Source organism: Sphingomonas fucosidasi (genome assembly GCF_036663855.1).
GTDB classification, from domain to species: Bacteria; Pseudomonadota; Alphaproteobacteria; order Sphingomonadales; family Sphingomonadaceae; genus Sphingomonas; species Sphingomonas faeni_B.
Genome location: NZ_JAXOJR010000006.1, coordinates 237,563 through 254,572, shown reverse-complemented (window position 1 = coordinate 254,572; position 17,010 = coordinate 237,563). Strand labels below are relative to the sequence as shown.

The 17,010-nt window shown below is 68.6% G+C and carries 15 protein-coding genes; 7 read left to right on the top strand and 8 right to left on the bottom strand.

Features of this window, described 5'->3' with window-relative positions; genetic code table 11:
* Positions 1–165: 165 nt before the first annotated feature.
* The 4 genes from purH to U1737_RS12830 form a co-directional block, all read right to left on the bottom strand.
* A complete protein-coding gene (gene purH / locus U1737_RS12845; RefSeq protein WP_332797031.1) occupies positions 166–1,728 on the bottom strand; it encodes a bifunctional phosphoribosylaminoimidazolecarboxamide formyltransferase/IMP cyclohydrolase in 1,563 nt (520 codons plus the stop codon).
* A gap of 201 nt (positions 1,729–1,929) precedes the next feature.
* Positions 1,930–3,645: a heparinase II/III family protein gene (locus tag U1737_RS12840; protein WP_332797030.1), complete on the bottom strand. Its 1,716-nt coding sequence runs from the start codon at positions 3,643–3,645 to the stop codon at positions 1,930–1,932.
* Between the two features lie 17 nt (positions 3,646–3,662).
* The gene (gene rpe / locus U1737_RS12835) at positions 3,663–4,319 is read right to left on the bottom strand and encodes a ribulose-phosphate 3-epimerase (protein ID WP_332797029.1); all 657 of its coding nucleotides are present in this window, start codon (positions 4,317–4,319) and stop codon (positions 3,663–3,665) included.
* Between the two features lie 174 nt (positions 4,320–4,493).
* On the bottom strand, positions 4,494–5,771 hold the full coding sequence (locus U1737_RS12830) for an RsmB/NOP family class I SAM-dependent RNA methyltransferase (RefSeq protein ID WP_332797028.1): 1,278 nt from the start codon (positions 5,769–5,771) through the stop codon (positions 4,494–4,496).
* A 104-nt stretch (positions 5,772–5,875) separates the two neighbouring features.
* Here U1737_RS12830 and U1737_RS12825 point away from each other — a divergent pair, with 104 nt between their 5' ends.
* Positions 5,876–6,034 (top strand): DUF1674 domain-containing protein, encoded by a 159-nt coding sequence (locus U1737_RS12825; RefSeq protein WP_082445075.1) that lies wholly within the window; start codon positions 5,876–5,878, stop codon positions 6,032–6,034.
* Between the two features lie 231 nt (positions 6,035–6,265).
* Positions 6,266–8,095 (top strand): AsmA family protein, encoded by a 1,830-nt coding sequence (locus U1737_RS12820; protein WP_332797027.1) that lies wholly within the window; start codon positions 6,266–6,268, stop codon positions 8,093–8,095.
* Between the two features lie 204 nt (positions 8,096–8,299).
* On the opposite strand, the gene U1737_RS12815 is transcribed toward U1737_RS12820, so the two are convergent.
* A complete protein-coding gene (locus U1737_RS12815) occupies positions 8,300–9,277 on the bottom strand; it encodes an NAD(P)H-dependent glycerol-3-phosphate dehydrogenase (protein ID WP_332797026.1) in 978 nt (325 codons plus the stop codon).
* The gene (tsaD, locus tag U1737_RS12810) at positions 9,274–10,302 is read right to left on the bottom strand and encodes a tRNA (adenosine(37)-N6)-threonylcarbamoyltransferase complex transferase subunit TsaD (protein WP_248523843.1); all 1,029 of its coding nucleotides are present in this window, start codon (positions 10,300–10,302) and stop codon (positions 9,274–9,276) included. Before tsaD ends, U1737_RS12815 begins: the two co-directional genes overlap by 4 nt.
* A 61-nt stretch (positions 10,303–10,363) precedes the next feature.
* Between tsaD and hemC the strand changes: the two genes are divergently transcribed.
* The 3 genes from hemC to U1737_RS12795 all read left to right on the top strand — a co-directional run bounded on the left by hemC (position 10,364) and on the right by U1737_RS12795 (position 13,187).
* A complete protein-coding gene (gene hemC / locus U1737_RS12805; protein WP_248523842.1) occupies positions 10,364–11,269 on the top strand; it encodes a hydroxymethylbilane synthase in 906 nt (301 codons plus the stop codon).
* A gap of 7 nt (positions 11,270–11,276) precedes the next feature.
* Positions 11,277–12,923 (top strand): uroporphyrinogen-III synthase, encoded by a 1,647-nt coding sequence (locus tag U1737_RS12800; protein ID WP_248523841.1) that lies wholly within the window; start codon positions 11,277–11,279, stop codon positions 12,921–12,923.
* A gap of 111 nt (positions 12,924–13,034) precedes the next feature.
* Entirely contained in the window at positions 13,035–13,187 is a 153-nt protein-coding gene (locus U1737_RS12795) for a hypothetical protein (protein WP_332797025.1), read from the top strand.
* Between the two features lie 54 nt (positions 13,188–13,241).
* Here U1737_RS12795 and U1737_RS12790 read toward each other — a convergent pair whose 3' ends face one another.
* Positions 13,242–14,033, bottom strand: coding sequence for a DUF72 domain-containing protein (locus U1737_RS12790; RefSeq protein ID WP_332797024.1), 792 nt, complete (start codon positions 14,031–14,033; stop codon positions 13,242–13,244).
* Between the two features lie 196 nt (positions 14,034–14,229).
* A complete protein-coding gene (locus U1737_RS12785; RefSeq protein WP_248523839.1) occupies positions 14,230–15,057 on the bottom strand; it encodes a flagellin N-terminal helical domain-containing protein in 828 nt (275 codons plus the stop codon).
* 277 nt (positions 15,058–15,334) lie between these two features.
* Between U1737_RS12785 and U1737_RS12780 the strand changes: the two genes are divergently transcribed.
* Both U1737_RS12780 and fliE read left to right on the top strand, forming a co-directional pair.
* A complete protein-coding gene (locus U1737_RS12780) occupies positions 15,335–16,651 on the top strand; it encodes a sigma-54 interaction domain-containing protein (protein ID WP_332797023.1) in 1,317 nt (438 codons plus the stop codon).
* Positions 16,648–17,010: a flagellar hook-basal body complex protein FliE gene (fliE, locus tag U1737_RS12775; RefSeq protein ID WP_248523837.1), complete on the top strand. Its 363-nt coding sequence runs from the start codon at positions 16,648–16,650 to the stop codon at positions 17,008–17,010. Before U1737_RS12780 ends, fliE begins: the two co-directional genes overlap by 4 nt.

The following is a 17,010-nucleotide window of genomic DNA, read 5'->3' as shown; positions in this document are numbered from 1 at the left end:
AAAACGGGCAGCTATCTTTCCGTCATGCCGGGCTTGTTCCGGCATCCACGGTTCCGCGAAATCAACGACTGATAAGTACGCGGATCGGTGAGTGCCGGAACAAGCCCGGCATGACGGAGTGAGTGGGGGGACGGAGGGTACCGCCCCCGCCCGCTCTCCCCCGGCTCAGTGGCGGAAGTGGCGCATCCCGGTGAAGACCATCGCTAGGCCGGCTTCGTCCGCAGCCGCAATGACGTCGGCGTCGCGGATCGAGCCGCCGGGCTGGATCACCGCAGTCGCGCCCGCTTCCACCGCCGCGAGCAACCCGTCGGCGAACGGGAAGAACGCGTCGGAGGCGACTGCCGAGCCGATCGTGCGCGGGGTGGACCAGCCGGCCTTCTCCGCGGCGTCCTTCGCCTTCCAGGCGGCGATGCGCGCGGATTCGAGGCGGTTCATCTGGCCGGCGCCGATGCCGGCGGTGCTGCCGTCCTTGGCGTAGACGATCGCGTTGGACTTGGTGTGCTTGGCGACGGTCCAGGCGAAGCGGCAGTCGACCAGCTCCTGCTCGGTCGGCTGGCGCTTGGTGACGACGGTGAGTTCTCCCGGCGTTCCATTGTCGCGGCCCTGGACGAGCCAGCCGCCGGGGATCGACTTCGCCGTCAAACCCGCGCGGGCGGGGTCGGGCAATTCGCCGGTGAGCAGCAGGCGGAGGTTCTTCTTGGCGGCGAACAGCGCGATCGCTTCTTCGTCGGCATCGGGGGCGACGACGACTTCGGTGAAGATGCCGGTAATTGCGCGCGCGGTTTCGGCATCGAGCGTGCGGTTGACGGCGATGATGCCACCGAATGCGGAGACCGTGTCGCAGGCGAACGCTGCGGCGTACGCTTCGGCGAGCGTGGCGCCGGTGGCGACGCCGCAGGGGTTGGCATGCTTGACGATCACGACGGAGGGGGCGGCGTCGCGGAACTCGGCGATGAGTTCAAGCGCAGCGTCGGCGTCGTTGAGGTTGTTGTAGCTGAGCGCCTTGCCCTGGAGCTGACGGGCCTGGCCGATGCCGCGGACGGTGCCGGTCGCGGTGTAGAAGGCGGCGGACTGGTGCGGGTTCTCGCCATAGCGGAGCGTATCGCCGCGCTTGAGCGTGATCGGCAGGGTCGCGGGGAATTCCTCGGCCTGATCTACCGTGCCGAACCAGGTTGCGATCGCCGAGTCGTAGGCGGCGGTGGTGGCGAAGGCTTTGGCAGCGAGTTTCTTGCGGTCTTCGAGCGTGGTGGTGCCGCCGGAGACGAGCGCATAGTCGGCGGGATCGGTGACGATCGCGACATAGGCATGGTTCTTGGCGGCCGAGCGGACCATGCTGGGGCCGCCGATGTCGATGTTCTCGATCACGGTGTCGCGGTCGGCGCCCTTCGCGACGGTCGCCTCGAATGGGTAGAGATTGACGATCACGAGGTCGATCGCGCCGATCTGGTGCTCGGCCATCGAGGCGGCGTGACCGGCGTCGTCGCGCACCGCGAGGAGCCCGCCGTGGACCATCGGGTGGAGCGTCTTGACGCGGCCGTCCATCATTTCGGGGAAGCCGGTGAGTTCGCTGACGTCGCGGACGTCCAGGCCGGCGGCGCGCAGAGCCGTGGCGGTGCCGCCGGTGGAGACGAGCTCGACACCGTGGCTCGCGAGTGCCTTGCCGAGATCGACGATCCCGGTCTTGTCGGAGACGGACAGGAGCGCGCGCTTGATCGGGATGCTGGTCATGAGGGTCTTTCGTCGGGGTTCGCCGTGCGGCGGTCCCTTAGCGTCGGTTGACGTTGGGGAACAGGGGGGCGCTAATCCTCCCCTTTCAGGGGAGGTGGCAGCCCGCTTGGGCTGACGGAGGGGTGATCCGCTATCGAGAGGGTGTCACCCCTCCGTCTGGCAAGCGCCAGCCACCTCCCCTGCAAGGGGAGGATCAGAGTTTCAGGCCTTTTTCAGGGCCCAGCTCACACTCGCGCCGCCGGCCGCCGCTTCACCCGTAATCATCAGTTGCTGCGTCGCGACGGGGCGGCCGTCGGCGTCGATCCAGACGCTGCCCTCGACCACCAGCGCGCCACCGCGACAACGAAACTGCCAAAGCGGACCGCCGGGAAGGCGGAGGATCGCGCCGAGGCCGTCCGCGGTGGGGGATACCTGCACGCCCTCGCCGAGATGGAAGCGGATCGCGAAAAGCGACAATCCGGTGCGGCGCTTGCGGCCTTGCGGCAACAGCGCGTCCTCGCCGCGGAGTTCGCGGCCGTCGCCGGTGAGCATCAGCTGGCGGCGGTGGAGGAAACCCCAGCGGCGGACATAGCCGTCGTGGCTCGCCTCGATTCGGCTAGCGGCCTCCGACTCCTGGCGGCTCAGCTCGACCTCCGCGACGCCGCGGCCGAGCGTGCCGTCGGCGTGGATCGCGGTGGAATTGCTGTCGGCGATCGTCAGCGTGGAGTGGGCGGCCGTCGAGCGCAGGCCCTCGACCATCGCGGGCGGGAGTTGCGCGATGCCCGCGCGCGCGCCGCCGCAGTTGACGACGATCCGCGCCGGGCCGTCCGAAAACTCGAATGCCAGCGTCGAGGCGCAACCGCCCTCGACAAGACGCGCGATCGGGGGCGGGGCGGCATCCACGATGAGCACGGCAGTACCGGCGGCGAGCCGCTGATAACCCCAGTCGCGCGCCTGGCGGAGAGGACGCGTGCGGACGCCGCTGGCCTCGATGACCGCGGCGACCTGCGTTTCGGTGGTGGGACCGCCGCCCTGCCAGCTCGACAGGCCGCGATCGGCGTGCGCGACCCCGAGCAACGCCGCGACCATCCGGGTGAGCGTGACCGCGACCGTCTCGGGCAATTCGGCGCTTCGGGCGGCGTAGCTTTCCTGGAGCAACGTCAGCAGCTGGATCGAGTCGAGCAGCATCGCCGGACTGCGCGAGACCGAGCCGCCGTCGTCGAACAGCCCGGTGCCTAGCGCGCGGAGGAGGCCGGCTTCACCGAACGCCTGCCGGGGCTCGCCGCCGGGGATCAGCAGGCCTGCCGCGACGACGCCGCACCATGCGGCGATGCGCGGCGCGCCGGCCGGGGCCTTGTCGGCGGTGCGATCGAGATGGAGGGCGCCTTTCGCAAGCGCGTTCAAGACCTTGGAGCGGTAGATCTGGTCGGACGACGACAGGATCAGGGGCGCGTGCGCGGTCCAGGCAAGGATGCGGCGACCCCACATATCGGGGCGCCATGCGATCCCGCCTTGGGTGTCGGCGTGCGCGGTCAGCCAGAGGCCCATGAGGTATTCGGCGATCGGGGCGCCGCGCGCGCGGGTCGCGACGGTCGACAGGTCGCGCAGCCAGGCGAAACTGTGAAGGTATTCGGCGAACGGCTTGGGGAGCGGCTTGGCGAGATCGAGCGTCTCGATATCGCGCGCTTCGCCGCGGAACGAGAGCACGCCTTCCAGCAGCATCGTGCCACGGGGGATGTCGCCGAGGATCGGGTCTTCAGGGACCGCGATCAGCTTCAGCGGATAACGCCCCTTGAGGCGGAGCGTGTGGAGCGGGGTGCGCCACGTCAGTCGGTGGAAGCGCTCGGCGAGGCGATCGGCGAGCGACAGCCCCTTGTCGCCGCCGAGACGGATCAGGCGGCGGCCTTCGTCGATCCCGTCGGGGGCGGGATCGGTCACGGGATCACGCAGTTCGTTCACCCCCGCAACGCGGCGATGTTGGCGGCATAGCGATCGGGGCCGCCGCGGAAGACCGAGGTACCGGCGACCAGCGCGTCGGCGCCAGCCTCGATGCAGCGCTTCGCCCATTCGGCATCGACGCCGCCATCGACTTCGAGATCGATCGCGCGGCCGTTCTTTTCGATCATGTTGCGGATCGCGGTGATCTTCTTGAGCTGGCTGGGGATGAAGCTCTGGCCGCCGAAGCCCGGGTTGACGCTCATCACGAGCACGAGGTCGACCATGTCCATGAGGTAATCGAGCATCTTCGCCGGGGTGCCCGGGCAGATCACCACGCCCGCACGCTTACCGAGGCCCTTGATGTGCTGGAGCGAGCGGTGGATGTGCGGCCCGGCCTCGTAATGCACGGTGATGCAGTCGGCGCCCGCTTCCGCGAACGCGTCGAGATACGCGTCGACGGGGGAGATCATCAGGTGGACGTCGAACGGCTTGGTGGTGACGCCGCGGACCGATTTCATGACCGCGGGGCCGAACGAGATGTTGGGGACGAAATGGCCGTCCATCACATCGATGTGGATCCAGTCGGCGCCGGCCGCGTCGATGGCGCGGACTTCCTCGCCGAGTTTGGCGAAGTCGGCGGAGAGGATCGAGGGGGCGATGCGGACGGGTTGCATGCTGGGTGTCCTAGCGCGGGATTCGGTTGGTGCGAAGGGCTTCTCGATCCTCCCCCGCCAGGGGGAGGTGGCACCGCAGGTGACGGAGGGGGAGGAACTCGCAATCTGCGGTGTCGCCCCCTCCCCCTCCGTCTGGCAAGTGCCAGCCACCTCCCCCTTGCGGGGGAGGATTGGTTACGCGCGCTTCAATCTTGCGATGAAGAAGCCGTCGCAGCCGCCTTGGTCGGCGAGCATGCCGGGGAGCGTGCGGATGGTGCCTTCTTCCGTGGGGGTGATGCCGGCGGGGAGTTCGGACTGGTCGACCGGGGCGATCGTGTAGTCGCTGCGGGCGGCGAGGAACGCGTCGAGTTGCGCTTCGCCTTCCGACGGTTCGAGCGAGCAGGTGGCGTACACCAACGTGCCTCCGGGCTTCACCCAGTCCGCCGCCCTGGCGAAAATCCGCGCCTGCAACGCCGCGGTCTCGGCGATGATCGACGGGCGGACGCGGTGGAGGACGTCGGGATGGCGGCGGAAGATACCGGTTGCGCTGCACGGCGCATCGATCAGGATCGCGTCGGCGGGCTCGGCCGGCGCCCATTCGAGGATGTCGGCGTTGACGACCTCGGCCTTCAGATGCGTGCGGTAGAGATTCTCGCGGAGGCGCTTGATCCGGCTCTGCGAATTGTCGACCGAGGTGACGGTCCAGCCTGCGCTCGCGAGTTGGAGCGTCTTGCCGCCGGGGGCTGCGCAGAGATCGAGCACGTGGCCCTCTCCCTTCCCCAGCAACCGCGCGGGCAGCGAAGCGGCGATGTCCTGCACCCACCAGGCGCCGTCGCCGAACCCTGCCATGTCAGGGACCGAATCATGGTCGCCCAACCGCAGATGCCCGGGCATGAAGCTTTCGCCGCCGAGCTTCTCGCGCCAGCCTTCGGTTTCGGACGGATCGGCGATCGTCAGGTCGAGCGGCGGCACCTGCGCGATCGCGCGGCCGGCGGCGTCGACCATCTCCTCGCCCCATGCGGCTTCCCAACGTAGTTCGACGGGGCCCGGCAGCGTCGGCACTTCGGGGAGCAGCATGTTGGCGCGGAACAGCGTGCCGAACACGCCGTGGACGAGTTTGCGCGGGCCGCCGTCGACCAGCGGCAACACGGTCGAGATCGCGGCGTGCGAGGGCGTGCCGAGGATCAGCACCTGCACCAGCGCGATCCGCAGCGCCATCCGCGCCTTCGCATCGTCGGGGAGGTTGGTCTTGGTGACCGAATCGATCATCGCGTCGAGATCGGGAAGACGGCGCAGCGTCTCCGCGGCGATCGCGTGCGCGAGGCCGCGATCGGGACCGTGGATCGCGCGGGTGGCTGCGGGGAGTGCGGATTCGAGCGACTCGCCGCGACGCAGGACGGCGTCGAGCAGGCGGAGCGCGGCGCGGCGGGTCGGGACGCCAAGCGGTTCGGGGGCATGGGTATAGTCGGGCATCAAGGTCCTTCGCGTTCGGTTTGCCGCGCGGCTGTTATGGCAAAATCGCGCGACAGCGCCCATGTGGCGGTTACGACGCCAACACGCAAATCCGGAGAGCGACGATGGGCCAGCGCCCCGATCATGTGAAGCCACCCGAATATCTGGCGAAGACCACGCCGGTGCCGAAGCCCGAGCCGATCGTGCCGGACAAGGATCCCGAACCGCGCGATCCTACGCGCTATGGGGATTGGGAGCTGAAGGGCATGGCGATCGATTTCTGAGGGGGTTGCCTTAGTTCGTGGCCCACTCCCCTCCGTCATCCCCGCATAGGCGGGGATCCATATGCTCCACCGTCGGCAATCAGATCGCACCACCAGCCAATATGGGTTCCCGCCTCCGCGGGAATGACGGCGTTGGTGTGAGTAATCTGCGGCAGCGGTCCTGACGCAGGCGGAACGATTTACCCGGCGGCGCGTCGCGGTAAGATGAGGGGATTCTTTGAGAGACGCTGGGTGAAAATCACCGGCATCGTCGTCGCGAGCGTGCTCGTGCTGGGGCTGGTGGGGCTTGCCGCGTTTCCGTGGGGATCGCTGAAGGGCGTGATCGAGCGGCAGTTGACCGCGCGATTCGGGCGGCCGGTGACGATCGGCGGGATCGAGCGGGTCGACGCGTTCGGGTTCAATCCGACGATCCGGATCACGAACGTGCGGATTCCGCAGGCCGACTGGGCCGGCAAAGGCGATTTCGTTCAGCTGCGCGAGGCAGAGGCGACGTTTTCCGGGCTCGCTCTATTAAAGGGCGCGTTCGGGCCGCGCGACGTGAAGGCGCGCGGGCTGCATCTGGTGCTGGTGCGCGACAGGAACGGCCGGACCAACTGGGAACGGCCGGGCAAGCCCAAAGGCGGGAGCAGTTCGACCGATCTCGAGGGGCTGACGATCAGCGACAGTGTGATCGAGTATCGCGACGACAAGGAGGATCGCTTCGTCAAGGCGCGGTTCGCGTCGGATCCGGTGCACGGCATCCGGGCGGACGGTAGCGGGACGATCCGCGGCGCTGCGGTGCGGATCGGCGTCGCGGGGCCGTCGGTCGAGAAGTTTCATGGCAAACCCTGGCCGTTCACCGCCTCGATCGATGGCGAAAAGCTGTCGGTGACCGCCAAGGGCCTCATGGACAAGCCGCTCGACACCGATGCAATGACGCTGGACGTCACGGCACGCGCGACCGATCTGAAGCTGATCGACGCGGTGATCGAGGCGGGGCTGTTCCGGACGCAGCCGGTGTCGTTCAGTGCGCATGTGCGTCACGACCAGCCGAAATGGACGATCATGCAGTTGAAGGGCGTGGTCGGACGATCGGATTTCGCCGGCCACGTGACGGTCGACAAGCAGGCGGGGCGTAGCAAGGTGGACGGCGACATCGTGTCGCGCCAGTTCGATTTCGGCGATCTGGCGTCGGACGAGGGCGAGGCCGAGGGCGCCGCACTGGAACGTCGGATCGGGCCGCGGCTGGTGCCGAACACGCGGATCGATATCGGCAAGATCGACACGACGGACGCGCGGATGGGATTTCGGATCGGGCGGATCGTCAGCGCCAAGGGTTCGTCGCCGATCCTATCCGCGAAGGGCACGCTGGCGATCGATCATCAACTTCTGACGCTCGGCGATCTGGTCGCGCGACTGCCGCATGGCAACGTCACGGGCAAGGTGACGGTCGACCAGCGCGGCGACCGGAAGGTGCCGATCGTCGATATCGACCTACGGTTGCGCGGGAGCAGCGTGCAAGATCTGGCGGGCGGCGGCGGCGATTTCAGCGGCAACGTTAGCGCGCACGTGCGATTGAAGGGACCGGGCGAGACGATCCGCGCGGCGGTCGGGCGGTCGAACGGCACGATCGGGTTCGTCGCGCGCGATGGGCAATTGCCGCAGGGGATCGCCGCGGCGCTGGGGTTCGATGCGGCGCGGGCGTTGCTGGCGAAGGATGGCGAGCGCGCGGGTCTGCGGTGCGTGGTGCTGAAGCTGGATGTGACAGGCGGGCGCGGGCGGGTCGATCCGATGATCGTCGATACGACGGCCAGCCAGTTGCGGGGGGCCGGGAGCGTGGTGTTCCCGGGGGAGACGTTGGATATTCGACTGACCGGCGCGCCGAAACGCGATGCGCTGCTGCGGTTGCCGGGGGCGGCGTACATGACGGGGACGATCGAGCGGCCGACCGTGACGATCCCGCCTGAGGTGAAGTCGGTGGGGAATATCTTTAAGGCGATCGGGCGGGCGATTTCGGGGAAGCAGGGCCCGGTCGCGGGGGATGCGGATTGTGCGGGGCTGGCGGCGCGGGTGTTGCGGTGACCCTCAATCCTCGCCCGCCGGGGGAGGTGGCTGGCGCTTGCCAGTCGGAGGGGGAGGTAAGGGATACGTCTGTTCCGTGTCCTCCCCCTCCGTCACCTTCGGTGCCACCCCCCCTGGCGGGGAAGGATCGCGAGGTCAGCCCCCCTTGTTCTCCCGCGAAGGCGGGAGCCCAGTCTGGGTCCCCGCCTTCGCGGGGAAACAGTTTTAGCCGGCCTCGCCCTTTAACGGCCGCGCCAGCAGATCGCCGATTACGTCGCCTACCGGGGCACCGTCCAACAGGCGGCAGACGGCTTCGGTGATTGGCATGTCTACGCCGGCGTCACGGGCGGCTTCGCGGAGGACGGGGGCGGTGAAGGCGCCTTCTGCTACCGTGCGGCGGTCGGCGAGCAGCGTTGCGGCGGAGTCGCCTCTCCCCAGACCGACGCCGAGCGAGAAATTGCGCGAGCTGGTCGAGGAGCAGGTCAGGACTAGGTCGCCTAGGCCAGAGAGCCCGGCGAGCGTTTCCGCGCGCGCGCCTCGGGCGAGGCCGAAGCGCGTCATTTCGGCGAACCCTCTTGCGATCAGGGCCGCGCGGGCGTTCTGGCCTAGCCCTGCGCCCTCGACCACGCCGCAACCGATCGCGAGGACGTTCTTCACCGCACCGCCGATCTCCGCGCCGGCGACGTCGGTCGAGGCGTAGGTGCGAAAATGGCGTGCGGCGAGACGGGTCGCGAGGCGTTCGCCGAGGTCGGCATCCTCGCAGGCGAGCGTGACCGCAGTGGGCAATCCGGCGGCGACTTCGTGCGCGAAGGTGGGGCCGGAGAGCACGGCGATCGGCGCGTCCGGGTGGACGGCGCGGGCAACTTCGCCGACGAGGCGCTTGCTGCCGGCTTCGATGCCCTTGGCGCAGAGGACGAGGGGAATGCGGCCGACCGGGGCGGCGGCAAGGACGCTGCCGACGTGCTGCGCAGGCGCGACGACGAGGATCGCGTCCATGTCGGCAAGCGCGGTGAGGTCGTCGGTCGCGCGGATCGTCGGGGAGAGCGCAACGCCGGCCAGGAAAAGGCTGTTCTCATGGTGTGCGTTTATGGATTCGACGACGGCGGTTTCGCGTGCCCAGAGGACGACGTCGCGGCCTTCGTGCGCCGCGACCTGCGCGAGTGCCGTTCCCCAGGCGCCGCCGCCGATGACGCCGATCTTCATGCCTTCACCCCTGCACCACGCACCGCTTCGGCGTTGGGATCGAGCGGCCAGCGCGGGCGCGCGGCGACGTCGAGCGGGTCGGTGAGTCCGGCGGCGAAGCGCTCGGCGCCCGCCCAGCCGATCATCGCGGCGTTGTCGGTGCAGAGCCACAAAGGTGGCGCAACGAAGCGGAGGCCGTGATCGCTGGCGAGAGCCTGCAATGCGCCGCGCACCGCGGTGTTGGCCGCGACTCCGCCAGCGACGACGAGCGCGGTGGCGCCGTGCGACGTCCGCAGCGCCTTGGTCGTGCGGTCGATCAGGCAGTCGACGACCGCGGCCTGGAACGAGGCGGCAAGGTCCTCGGGCGAATATTGGCCGACGACCCGGGCGACCGCGCTTTTCAGACCGGCGAACGAGAAATGCGGTTCGGCCGAGCCTTTGAGCGGGCGTGGCAGCGGGACCGCCTTCGGATTGCCGAGCGCAGCGGCGCGTTCGACCGCAGGGCCGCCAGGGAAGCCGAGGCCGAGCAGCTTGGCGGTCTTGTCGAAAGCCTCGCCTGCCGCGTCGTCAATCGTCGTCGCCAAACGCCGGTACGCGCCGACGCCCTCGACCAGCAGCAACTGGCAATGGCCGCCGGAGACCAGCAACAGCAGGTACGGAAATTCCAGGTCGGGATCGGACAGCCGCGGCGAGAGCGCGTGCCCTTCGAGGTGGTTGACCGCAATCAGCGGCTTCCCTGCGGCGTGCGCGAGCGCCTTGCCCGTCACCAGCCCGACCATGACGCCGCCGATCAGCCCCGGCCCGGCGGTCGCGGCGATCGCGTCGACGTCGGCGAGCGTCAGCTTCGCGTCGGCCAAGGCCGCGACGATCAGCGGCTCCAGCGCCTCCACGTGCGCGCGCGCGGCGATTTCGGGGACGACGCCGCCGAACGGGGCGTGTGCAGCCTCCTGTCCCAACAGCCGATGCGCGAGGACCTGGCGGTCGCCAGTGACGAGCGCGGCGGCGGTTTCGTCGCAGGAGGATTCGATACCGAGGATGATCATCATACACCTGTATATGGGTGCGCGAAGCTTGTCGAAGCCCCGCCCTTTCTGCATGGCGCGCAGGATGACTCGTTTTCGGCTCGGTACGCGCGGTTCGCCGCTGGCGCTCACCCAGGCGGGCATGGTGCGCGATGCACTGTGCGCGGCGCATGGCTGGTCCGACGACGCGGTCGAGATCGTCGTGATCCGCACCACCGGCGACCGCGTGCAGGATCGTGCGCTCGCTGAGATCGGCGGCAAGGCGCTGTGGACCAAGGAACTCGATCGCGCGCTGCATGATGGCGACATCGATTGCGCGGTGCATTCGATGAAGGACGTCGAGACGATCCGGCCCGCGACGCTGAAGATCGCGGCGATGCTGCCACGCGCCGACGTGCGCGACCGGCTGATCGGGGCGGAGACGCTCACCGACCTGCGGCCGGGCGCGGTGGTGGGCACGAGTTCGCCGCGGCGGCGCGCGCAGATGCTCCGGCTTCGGCCCGACCTGGAGATCGTGCTGATCCGCGGCAACGTCGACACGCGGCTCGGCCGGGTGGCGAGCGGCGAGATGGATGCGACTTTGCTCGCTGCCGCCGGGCTCGACCGGCTCGGGCGCGACGACGGGCATGCGATCCCGACCGATGTGATGTTGCCCGCGCCAGCCCAGGGTGCGGTCGGCGTCGAGGTGCTCGCGGGGAGCGCGGCGGGCGAGATCGTCGCGGCGATCGACCACCATGATACGAGTGCGTGCGTGCTGACCGAGCGCGCGCTGCTCGCGCGGCTGGGGGCGGACTGCCATTCGCCGGTCGCGGCGCTCGCGTCGCTGGCAGGCGAGACGCTGACGTTGCGCGCCGAGCTGATCGCCGAGGATGGGTCTTGCGACGTCGCGGGATCGATCGAGGGCACGGTCGACGACGATCTCGGCACGGCACTCGCGGAGGATCTGCTCGCGCGTGCGCCGGCCAGCGTCAGGCGGCTTTTCTCCGCATGAAGCCCCGATGACCCGCATGGTCGTGGTGCTGCGGCCGGAACCGGGCAACACGCGCACCGCCGATGCCTTGCGCGCGCGCGGGCTGGAGGTGCGGCAGGTTCCGCTGTTCGCGGTGGTGCCGGTCTATTGGACGCCGCCCAATCCCACCGGGTTCGACGGGCTGTTGCTGACGAGTGCGAACGCGGTGCGGCATGGTGGCGCGGGGCTGGGCCTTTTCAGGCGGTTGCCGGTGGTCGCGGTCGGCGCGGCGACGGCGGCGGCGGCGAGCGGGGCCGGGTTCGCGGTCGCGGTGACGGGCGGCGAGGATGCGCGCGCGGTGGTGGCCGAGGCGCGGGATCGGGGTTTCGCGCGGTTGCTGCATCTTGCCGGGCGCGAACAGGCGCCGACCCAGGACGGCGTCGAGGCGGTCACCGTCTATGCGAGCGAGGCCGTCCCGGTGCCGGCGGACGTCGCGCGGTCGTTCGAGGATGCGCTGGTCCTGGTGCATTCCGCGCGCGCCGCCGCGCGGCTGGCCGAGCTGGTCGATGGGGCAGGCGCGGATCGCTCCCGCATCGCGCTGGTCGCGATCAGCCGGGCGGTCGGCGACGCGGCCGGGACGGGCTGGGGCGAAGTCGCGATTGCCCCCGAACCGAGCGATTCGGCGGTCGTCGCGATGGCCGCTGCGTCCGCGAACACGCGCGCGATTGACCAGCGCGCGCGCGGCGGGGATAAGCACGCCATGAGCGACTACGTGCCGACCGATCGCCCACGGGCACGCGGACCTAGAATGGGTGTCATCCTTGCGCTGGTGGGCCTTGCGTTCATCGCCGGCCTCGCGCTGATGGCGTATGCGGCCAAGACCGTGCCGTGGTTCGGTTTCACCCGTTCCACCGCCGCCGCGACGACGGCGCAGCAAAAGGCTTCGGCGTCCGCGACCGGCTATATCCCGTCGCAGCCGCTGGGCCCCGACGGCGAGCCGCAGGCGGCCGCGCCGGTCGATACCGCGGTGCTGGCGACGCGCGAGGCGACGCTGGCGGCGCAATTGGCCGCGCTCGAGGCGCGCACCGCGGCGATCACGACGGATGCCAGTGCGGCCGGCGGACAGGCGACGCGTGCGGAAGGGCTGATGGTCGCGTTCGCCGCCCGCCGCGCGCTCGATCGCGGGGTCGGGCTCGGCTATCTCGAGGAGCAGTTGCGGCTGCGCTTCGGCCAGGCCCAGCCGCGCGCGACGATGCTGCTGATCCAGGCCGCGCGCCAGCCGGTGACGCTGGAGGATTTGCGCCAGGGCCTCGACACGATCGCGCCCGACATCACGACCTCGACCGGCGAAGGCTGGCTCGACACGATCCAGCACCAGATCGATTCGCTGGTAGTTTTGCGCAAGGCCGGCACGCCCTCGCCCATGCCCGCCGACCGCCTCGCACGCGTGCGCCGGTTGCTCGAAGCGGGCCAGGTCGAGGCGGCACGGGCCGAGGTCGCGCGCTTGCCGGGTGCGGCGCAGGCCAGCAACTGGATGGACGCCGCGCGGCGCTACGTCACCGCACGCCAGGCGCTCGACGTGATCGAGAACACCGCACTGATTGGCCAGGCGGGCCAGCCGCAGCCGGCGCCCGTGGTTATCCCGCCGCCGGTCGTGGAAACGACGACGCCGGACGAGGGCGCTGCCGGCATATAAGCGGGCAAACGTCGTTTCGGGTGTGGTGTTGATCTAAGTTGTTATCATTGCTGGCGACTTGCTAGCACGAGATTAACCCGCCGAGCCCAACCTGCGCCCATGAACCCGGTCATGCCCCGCAGTCCCAAGGACCTAGAACTCTGGCATGGGCGCCATATCCAGCTCGCCACCCTGGCGCTGACCGCGCAGGTGATGGAGATGCATCTCAGCCTTGCCGCACTGTACAGGGAACAGATCGCCGTGATCCTGCTGGGAAGACTCTAGCGCGATATCGCCGGGATCACGCGCGACGATACACTCGCTGCCAACGGGACCAAATCAACCGGCTACACGCTCGATCAGCGCCATTGCCGCGTGGGGCGCGCGGACCTTGGCGCCGTTGATGAAGAAGACGAACGTCTCGCGGGGGGTCTTCGCCGGGGCGGTGTCCTCGACATAGGGCAACCCGTCCGGCCGCCCGCCCGCCGCCCAGGTCTTCGCCTTGGCGGCCCAGTCGTCGAGCGCGGTCGGGGCGTAGCCGGCGACGAAACGCTCCTCGGCATCCTCCAGCCGGGCATAGACGAAATCGCCGGTGACATCGGCGATCGCGGGGTATTCGGCGGACTGCGCGAACACGATCGCGACGCCCGCATCGCGGCACATCGCGACGAATTCGGGCACCGCGAAACTTTCGTGTCGAACCTGGATGGCGTGGCGCAGCGCCAGTCCGTCCTGCTTGGCGGGCAGCAGTTTCAGGAACGCGGCGAAGTCGTCGGCGTCGAATTTCTTGGTGGCCATGAACTGCCATAGGATCGGGCCGAGCCGGTCGCCCAATTCGATGATCCCCTGCCCGGTGAACTTCGCGATCGACTCCCCCGCGTCGGCCAGCACCCTCCGGTTGGTGCAGTAGCGCGAGGCCTTCAACGCAAAGACGAACCCGTCGGGTACCGCCTTGGCCCAGGACGCGAAGGTCGCGGGCTTCTGGCTGCCGTAATAGGTGCCGTTGATCTCGATCGCGGTGACGCGCTCGGCGGCATAGTCCAGCTCGCGCTTCTGCGGCCATTTCTCGGGATAGAAGGTCCCGCGCCACGGCTCGTAGGTCCAGCCGCCAATACCGATTCTGATGGTCATGCCGGCGAGTGTAGCGCGATAATGCAGGGCTTGGCGACATCGCCCCAAGCTGGCCGCCCAAGGCGCGGATCGTCGGTGCCACGGAAAGACCCCGACAGCCGAAGCTGCCGGGGTCTACGTACCGCTTGCAACGCGTGCAGCGGATCCGATCGGCATCGTCATCCTTTGGGGGGCGATGCCGATGCCGGGGCTCGGATTACTGAAGCAGCTTCAGGACGCTCTGCTGGCTCTGGTTCGCCTGGCTCAGCATCGCGGTCGATGCCTGGCTCAGGATCTGCGCCTTGGCGAGCGCGGTCGTCTCGGACGAGAAATCGGTGTCCTCGATACGGCTCTTGGCGTCCGACAGGTTGGTCGAGTTCGAGGTCAGGTTGTTGACTGCCGACTGGAGCTGGTTCTGTGCGGCACCCAGACCGGCACGTGCCGTGTTGATCGTCTCCAGCGCGGCATCGACCGTGGTGATCGACGAATTGTCCGTCGCCGTACCCAGGTCGAGTGCGGTCGCCGCCGTGATCGTCGCATCGGCAACCAGCGAAGGCAGCGTCAGGCTGACCTTGTCTTCGATGTTGGCTCCGGCCTGGATCGTGACGACACCGGCCGTACCCGTGCTACCGTCGAACAGCTTGTTGCCGTTGAACTTCGTATTGGCCAGCGTGCTCGTGATCTGCGCGGTCAGTGCGGTGACTTCTGCCTGGATATTGACCTTGTCCTCGGCGCTGTACGTGCCGCTCGACGACTGGACCGCGAGTTCGCGCACGCGCTGCAGGTTATTGGTGACCTCGTCGAGCGCGCCTTCGGCGGTCTGCGCCATCGAGATGCCGTCGTTGGCGTTGCGGATGCCCTGGCTCATGCCCTTGATCTGCGACGACATCGACGTCGAGATAGCGAGACCGGCTGCGTTGTCCTTCGCCGAATTGATGCTCTTGCCGGTCGACAGGCGCTCCATCGAGGTTGCAAGAGCGCTGCTGGCAGCGTTCGAGGCGTTCGAGGCGCGCATAGCCGAGATGTTGGTACCGATGACAGTCATTGCGAAATCTCCGTATATGTTCCGACGATCCGCGCCGCCCCCATGGCGAAAACCCCGTGCCGTCGAGATGAGTAACGGCCGCCTTCGCGCCGACTTAAATTAAAAAATCGCCCCTCGCGCACGGGCTCGCACACCGGTGCAGGCGTGCTCGCGCGCGCGAACGCGACCGTGTGTGTCCATGCGGACGCGCCCGGACAAAATTTGCCGGCGGGCGGCAGCGTTTAACCACAAGTTTACCAACCTTGGCGCAAGTCTCGAATCGTCCAGGGGGAACACCATGCGTTCGATTTTTCCGTCAGCCGCAGTCACTTCGCGGAAATATGCGCTCGTCTCGTCGCTGCGCGCGCAGGGGTTCGGCGTAGGCTCGTTCGAGACGGCACAGCCGGGTGCGGACGACCTGTTTCTGGTCGCTGACGGCGAGGGCATCACGGCCCCTGCCCGCACCGTGGTGATCGGATGCACGGGTCGCAAAGTGACCCCGTCGCGAGGCGGTGCGCCAGCCCGGATCAGCTTTGCCGCAGAAGATACCGCGGTCGGCAACGGCTTCGCCCGCGCCCTGATCGGCGGCCCGGACATGCCGACCGCCGCGGACCCGGAATCGCTCGCGCTGCTCGCCCTCGCGGAGCGCGTCGCCGCCGCCGACATCACCGTGCTGATCAACGGCCCGACCGGCACCGGCAAGGAAGTCCTGGCCCGTGCCATCCACAACGGCTCCGCGCGCAAGGACAAGCCGTTCATCGCGATCAACTGCGCCGCGCTGCCCGAATCGATGCTCGAGGCGCTGCTGTTCGGTCACCAGAAGGGCGCGTTCACCGGCGCGTCTTCGGGCGGCGACGGGTTCTTCCGCGCGGCAAACGGCGGCACGATTTTGCTGGACGAAATCGCGGAGATGCCGCTGCAGCTTCAGGCGAAACTGCTCCGCGTCTTGCAGGAGCGCGAGGTCGTGCCGCTCGGCGCCTCGGTGCCGCAGTCGATCGACGTCCGCGTCATCGCCTGCGCCAACCGCGATCTCCACGCCGAAGTCGCCGCCGGCCGGTTCCGCGCCGATCTCTATTACCGCCTCGCGGTGTTCCCGCTCGCGACCAAGTCGCTGGCCGAGCGCCCGCAGGACATCCCCGCGCTCGCCGCGACGCTGATCCTGCGTCACGCCGGCAACCGCAACGTCATTCCCTGGCCGAGCCATGCGGCGATCGAGCAGCTGATGCTGCACGATTGGCCGGGCAACGTCCGCGAGCTCGAAAACGTGATCCAGCGCGCGCTGTTGTTCTGCGGCGGCGACACGATCGAGGCGAGCCACATCGTGTTCGATCGCCCCGTGTCGATGACGTTCCAGCGGAGTGCACCAGTCGCGTCGATCGCACCCGTGGCGCCGAGCGAACCCGAAACTCTCGGAAACATCGTCCAGATGAGCGAATTCGCCGCGATCCGCGAAACGCTCAAGGCCTGCAACGGCAGCCGGATCGAGACCGCGAAACGCCTCGGCATTTCCGAACGCACGCTACGCTATCGCCTCGCCAAGGCACGCGAGCAGGGCGACGACATCGGCAACGCTCAGAACTGGGGCAGCGCCCATAACTGGGCCGCCTCGGCATGAGCGGCGTGTCCGGAATCGGAGGCGGCGCGATGAGCGTCGACCGCGTCATGGCGCTGCGCTCGCAGATCCTCGAACGCAACCAGGCGCTTTCGCGTGCCGGGGCGAGCGCGACCGTCGCGCCGACCGAGACGGTCAAGCCGACCAGCTTTGCCGACACGATGGAAACCGCGCTGAAAAGCGTCAACGACGGCCAGACCCAGGCCGCCAAGCTCAGCGAAAGCTATGAGCGCGGCGAGACGGTCGACATCGCGAAGGTGATGCTCGCCCGCCAGCAGGCGTCGGTCGGGTTCGAGGCGACGTTGCAGGTTCGCAACAAGCTGCTGTCCGCCTACAAGGATATCATGAGCATGCCGGTCTGA

Bases quoted from the DNA above. Each gene is read 5' to 3' on its own strand.
- U1737_RS12825 (WP_082445075.1), top strand. From the start codon at position 5,876: ATGGGCCAGCGCCCCGATCATGTGAAGCCACCCGAATATCTGGCGAAG.
- rpe (WP_332797029.1), bottom strand. From the start codon at position 4,319: ATGCAACCCGTCCGCATCGCCCCCTCGATCCTCTCCGCCGACTTCGCC.
- fliE (WP_248523837.1), top strand. From the start codon at position 16,648: ATGAGCGGCGTGTCCGGAATCGGAGGCGGCGCGATGAGCGTCGACCGC.
- hemC (WP_248523842.1), top strand. From the start codon at position 10,364: ATGACTCGTTTTCGGCTCGGTACGCGCGGTTCGCCGCTGGCGCTCACC.
- purH (WP_332797031.1), bottom strand. From the start codon at position 1,728: ATGACCAGCATCCCGATCAAGCGCGCGCTCCTGTCCGTCTCCGACAAG.
- U1737_RS12815 (WP_332797026.1), bottom strand. From the start codon at position 9,277: ATGAAGATCGGCGTCATCGGCGGCGGCGCCTGGGGAACGGCACTCGCG.
- U1737_RS12785 (WP_248523839.1), bottom strand. From the start codon at position 15,057: ATGACTGTCATCGGTACCAACATCTCGGCTATGCGCGCCTCGAACGCC.
- tsaD (WP_248523843.1), bottom strand. From the start codon at position 10,302: ATGATGATCATCCTCGGTATCGAATCCTCCTGCGACGAAACCGCCGCC.
- U1737_RS12790 (WP_332797024.1), bottom strand. From the start codon at position 14,033: ATGACCATCAGAATCGGTATTGGCGGCTGGACCTACGAGCCGTGGCGC.
- U1737_RS12800 (WP_248523841.1), top strand. From the start codon at position 11,277: ATGACCCGCATGGTCGTGGTGCTGCGGCCGGAACCGGGCAACACGCGC.
- U1737_RS12830 (WP_332797028.1), bottom strand. From the start codon at position 5,771: ATGCCCGACTATACCCATGCCCCCGAACCGCTTGGCGTCCCGACCCGC.
- U1737_RS12780 (WP_332797023.1), top strand. From the start codon at position 15,335: ATGCGTTCGATTTTTCCGTCAGCCGCAGTCACTTCGCGGAAATATGCG.
- U1737_RS12795 (WP_332797025.1), top strand. From the start codon at position 13,035: ATGCCCCGCAGTCCCAAGGACCTAGAACTCTGGCATGGGCGCCATATC.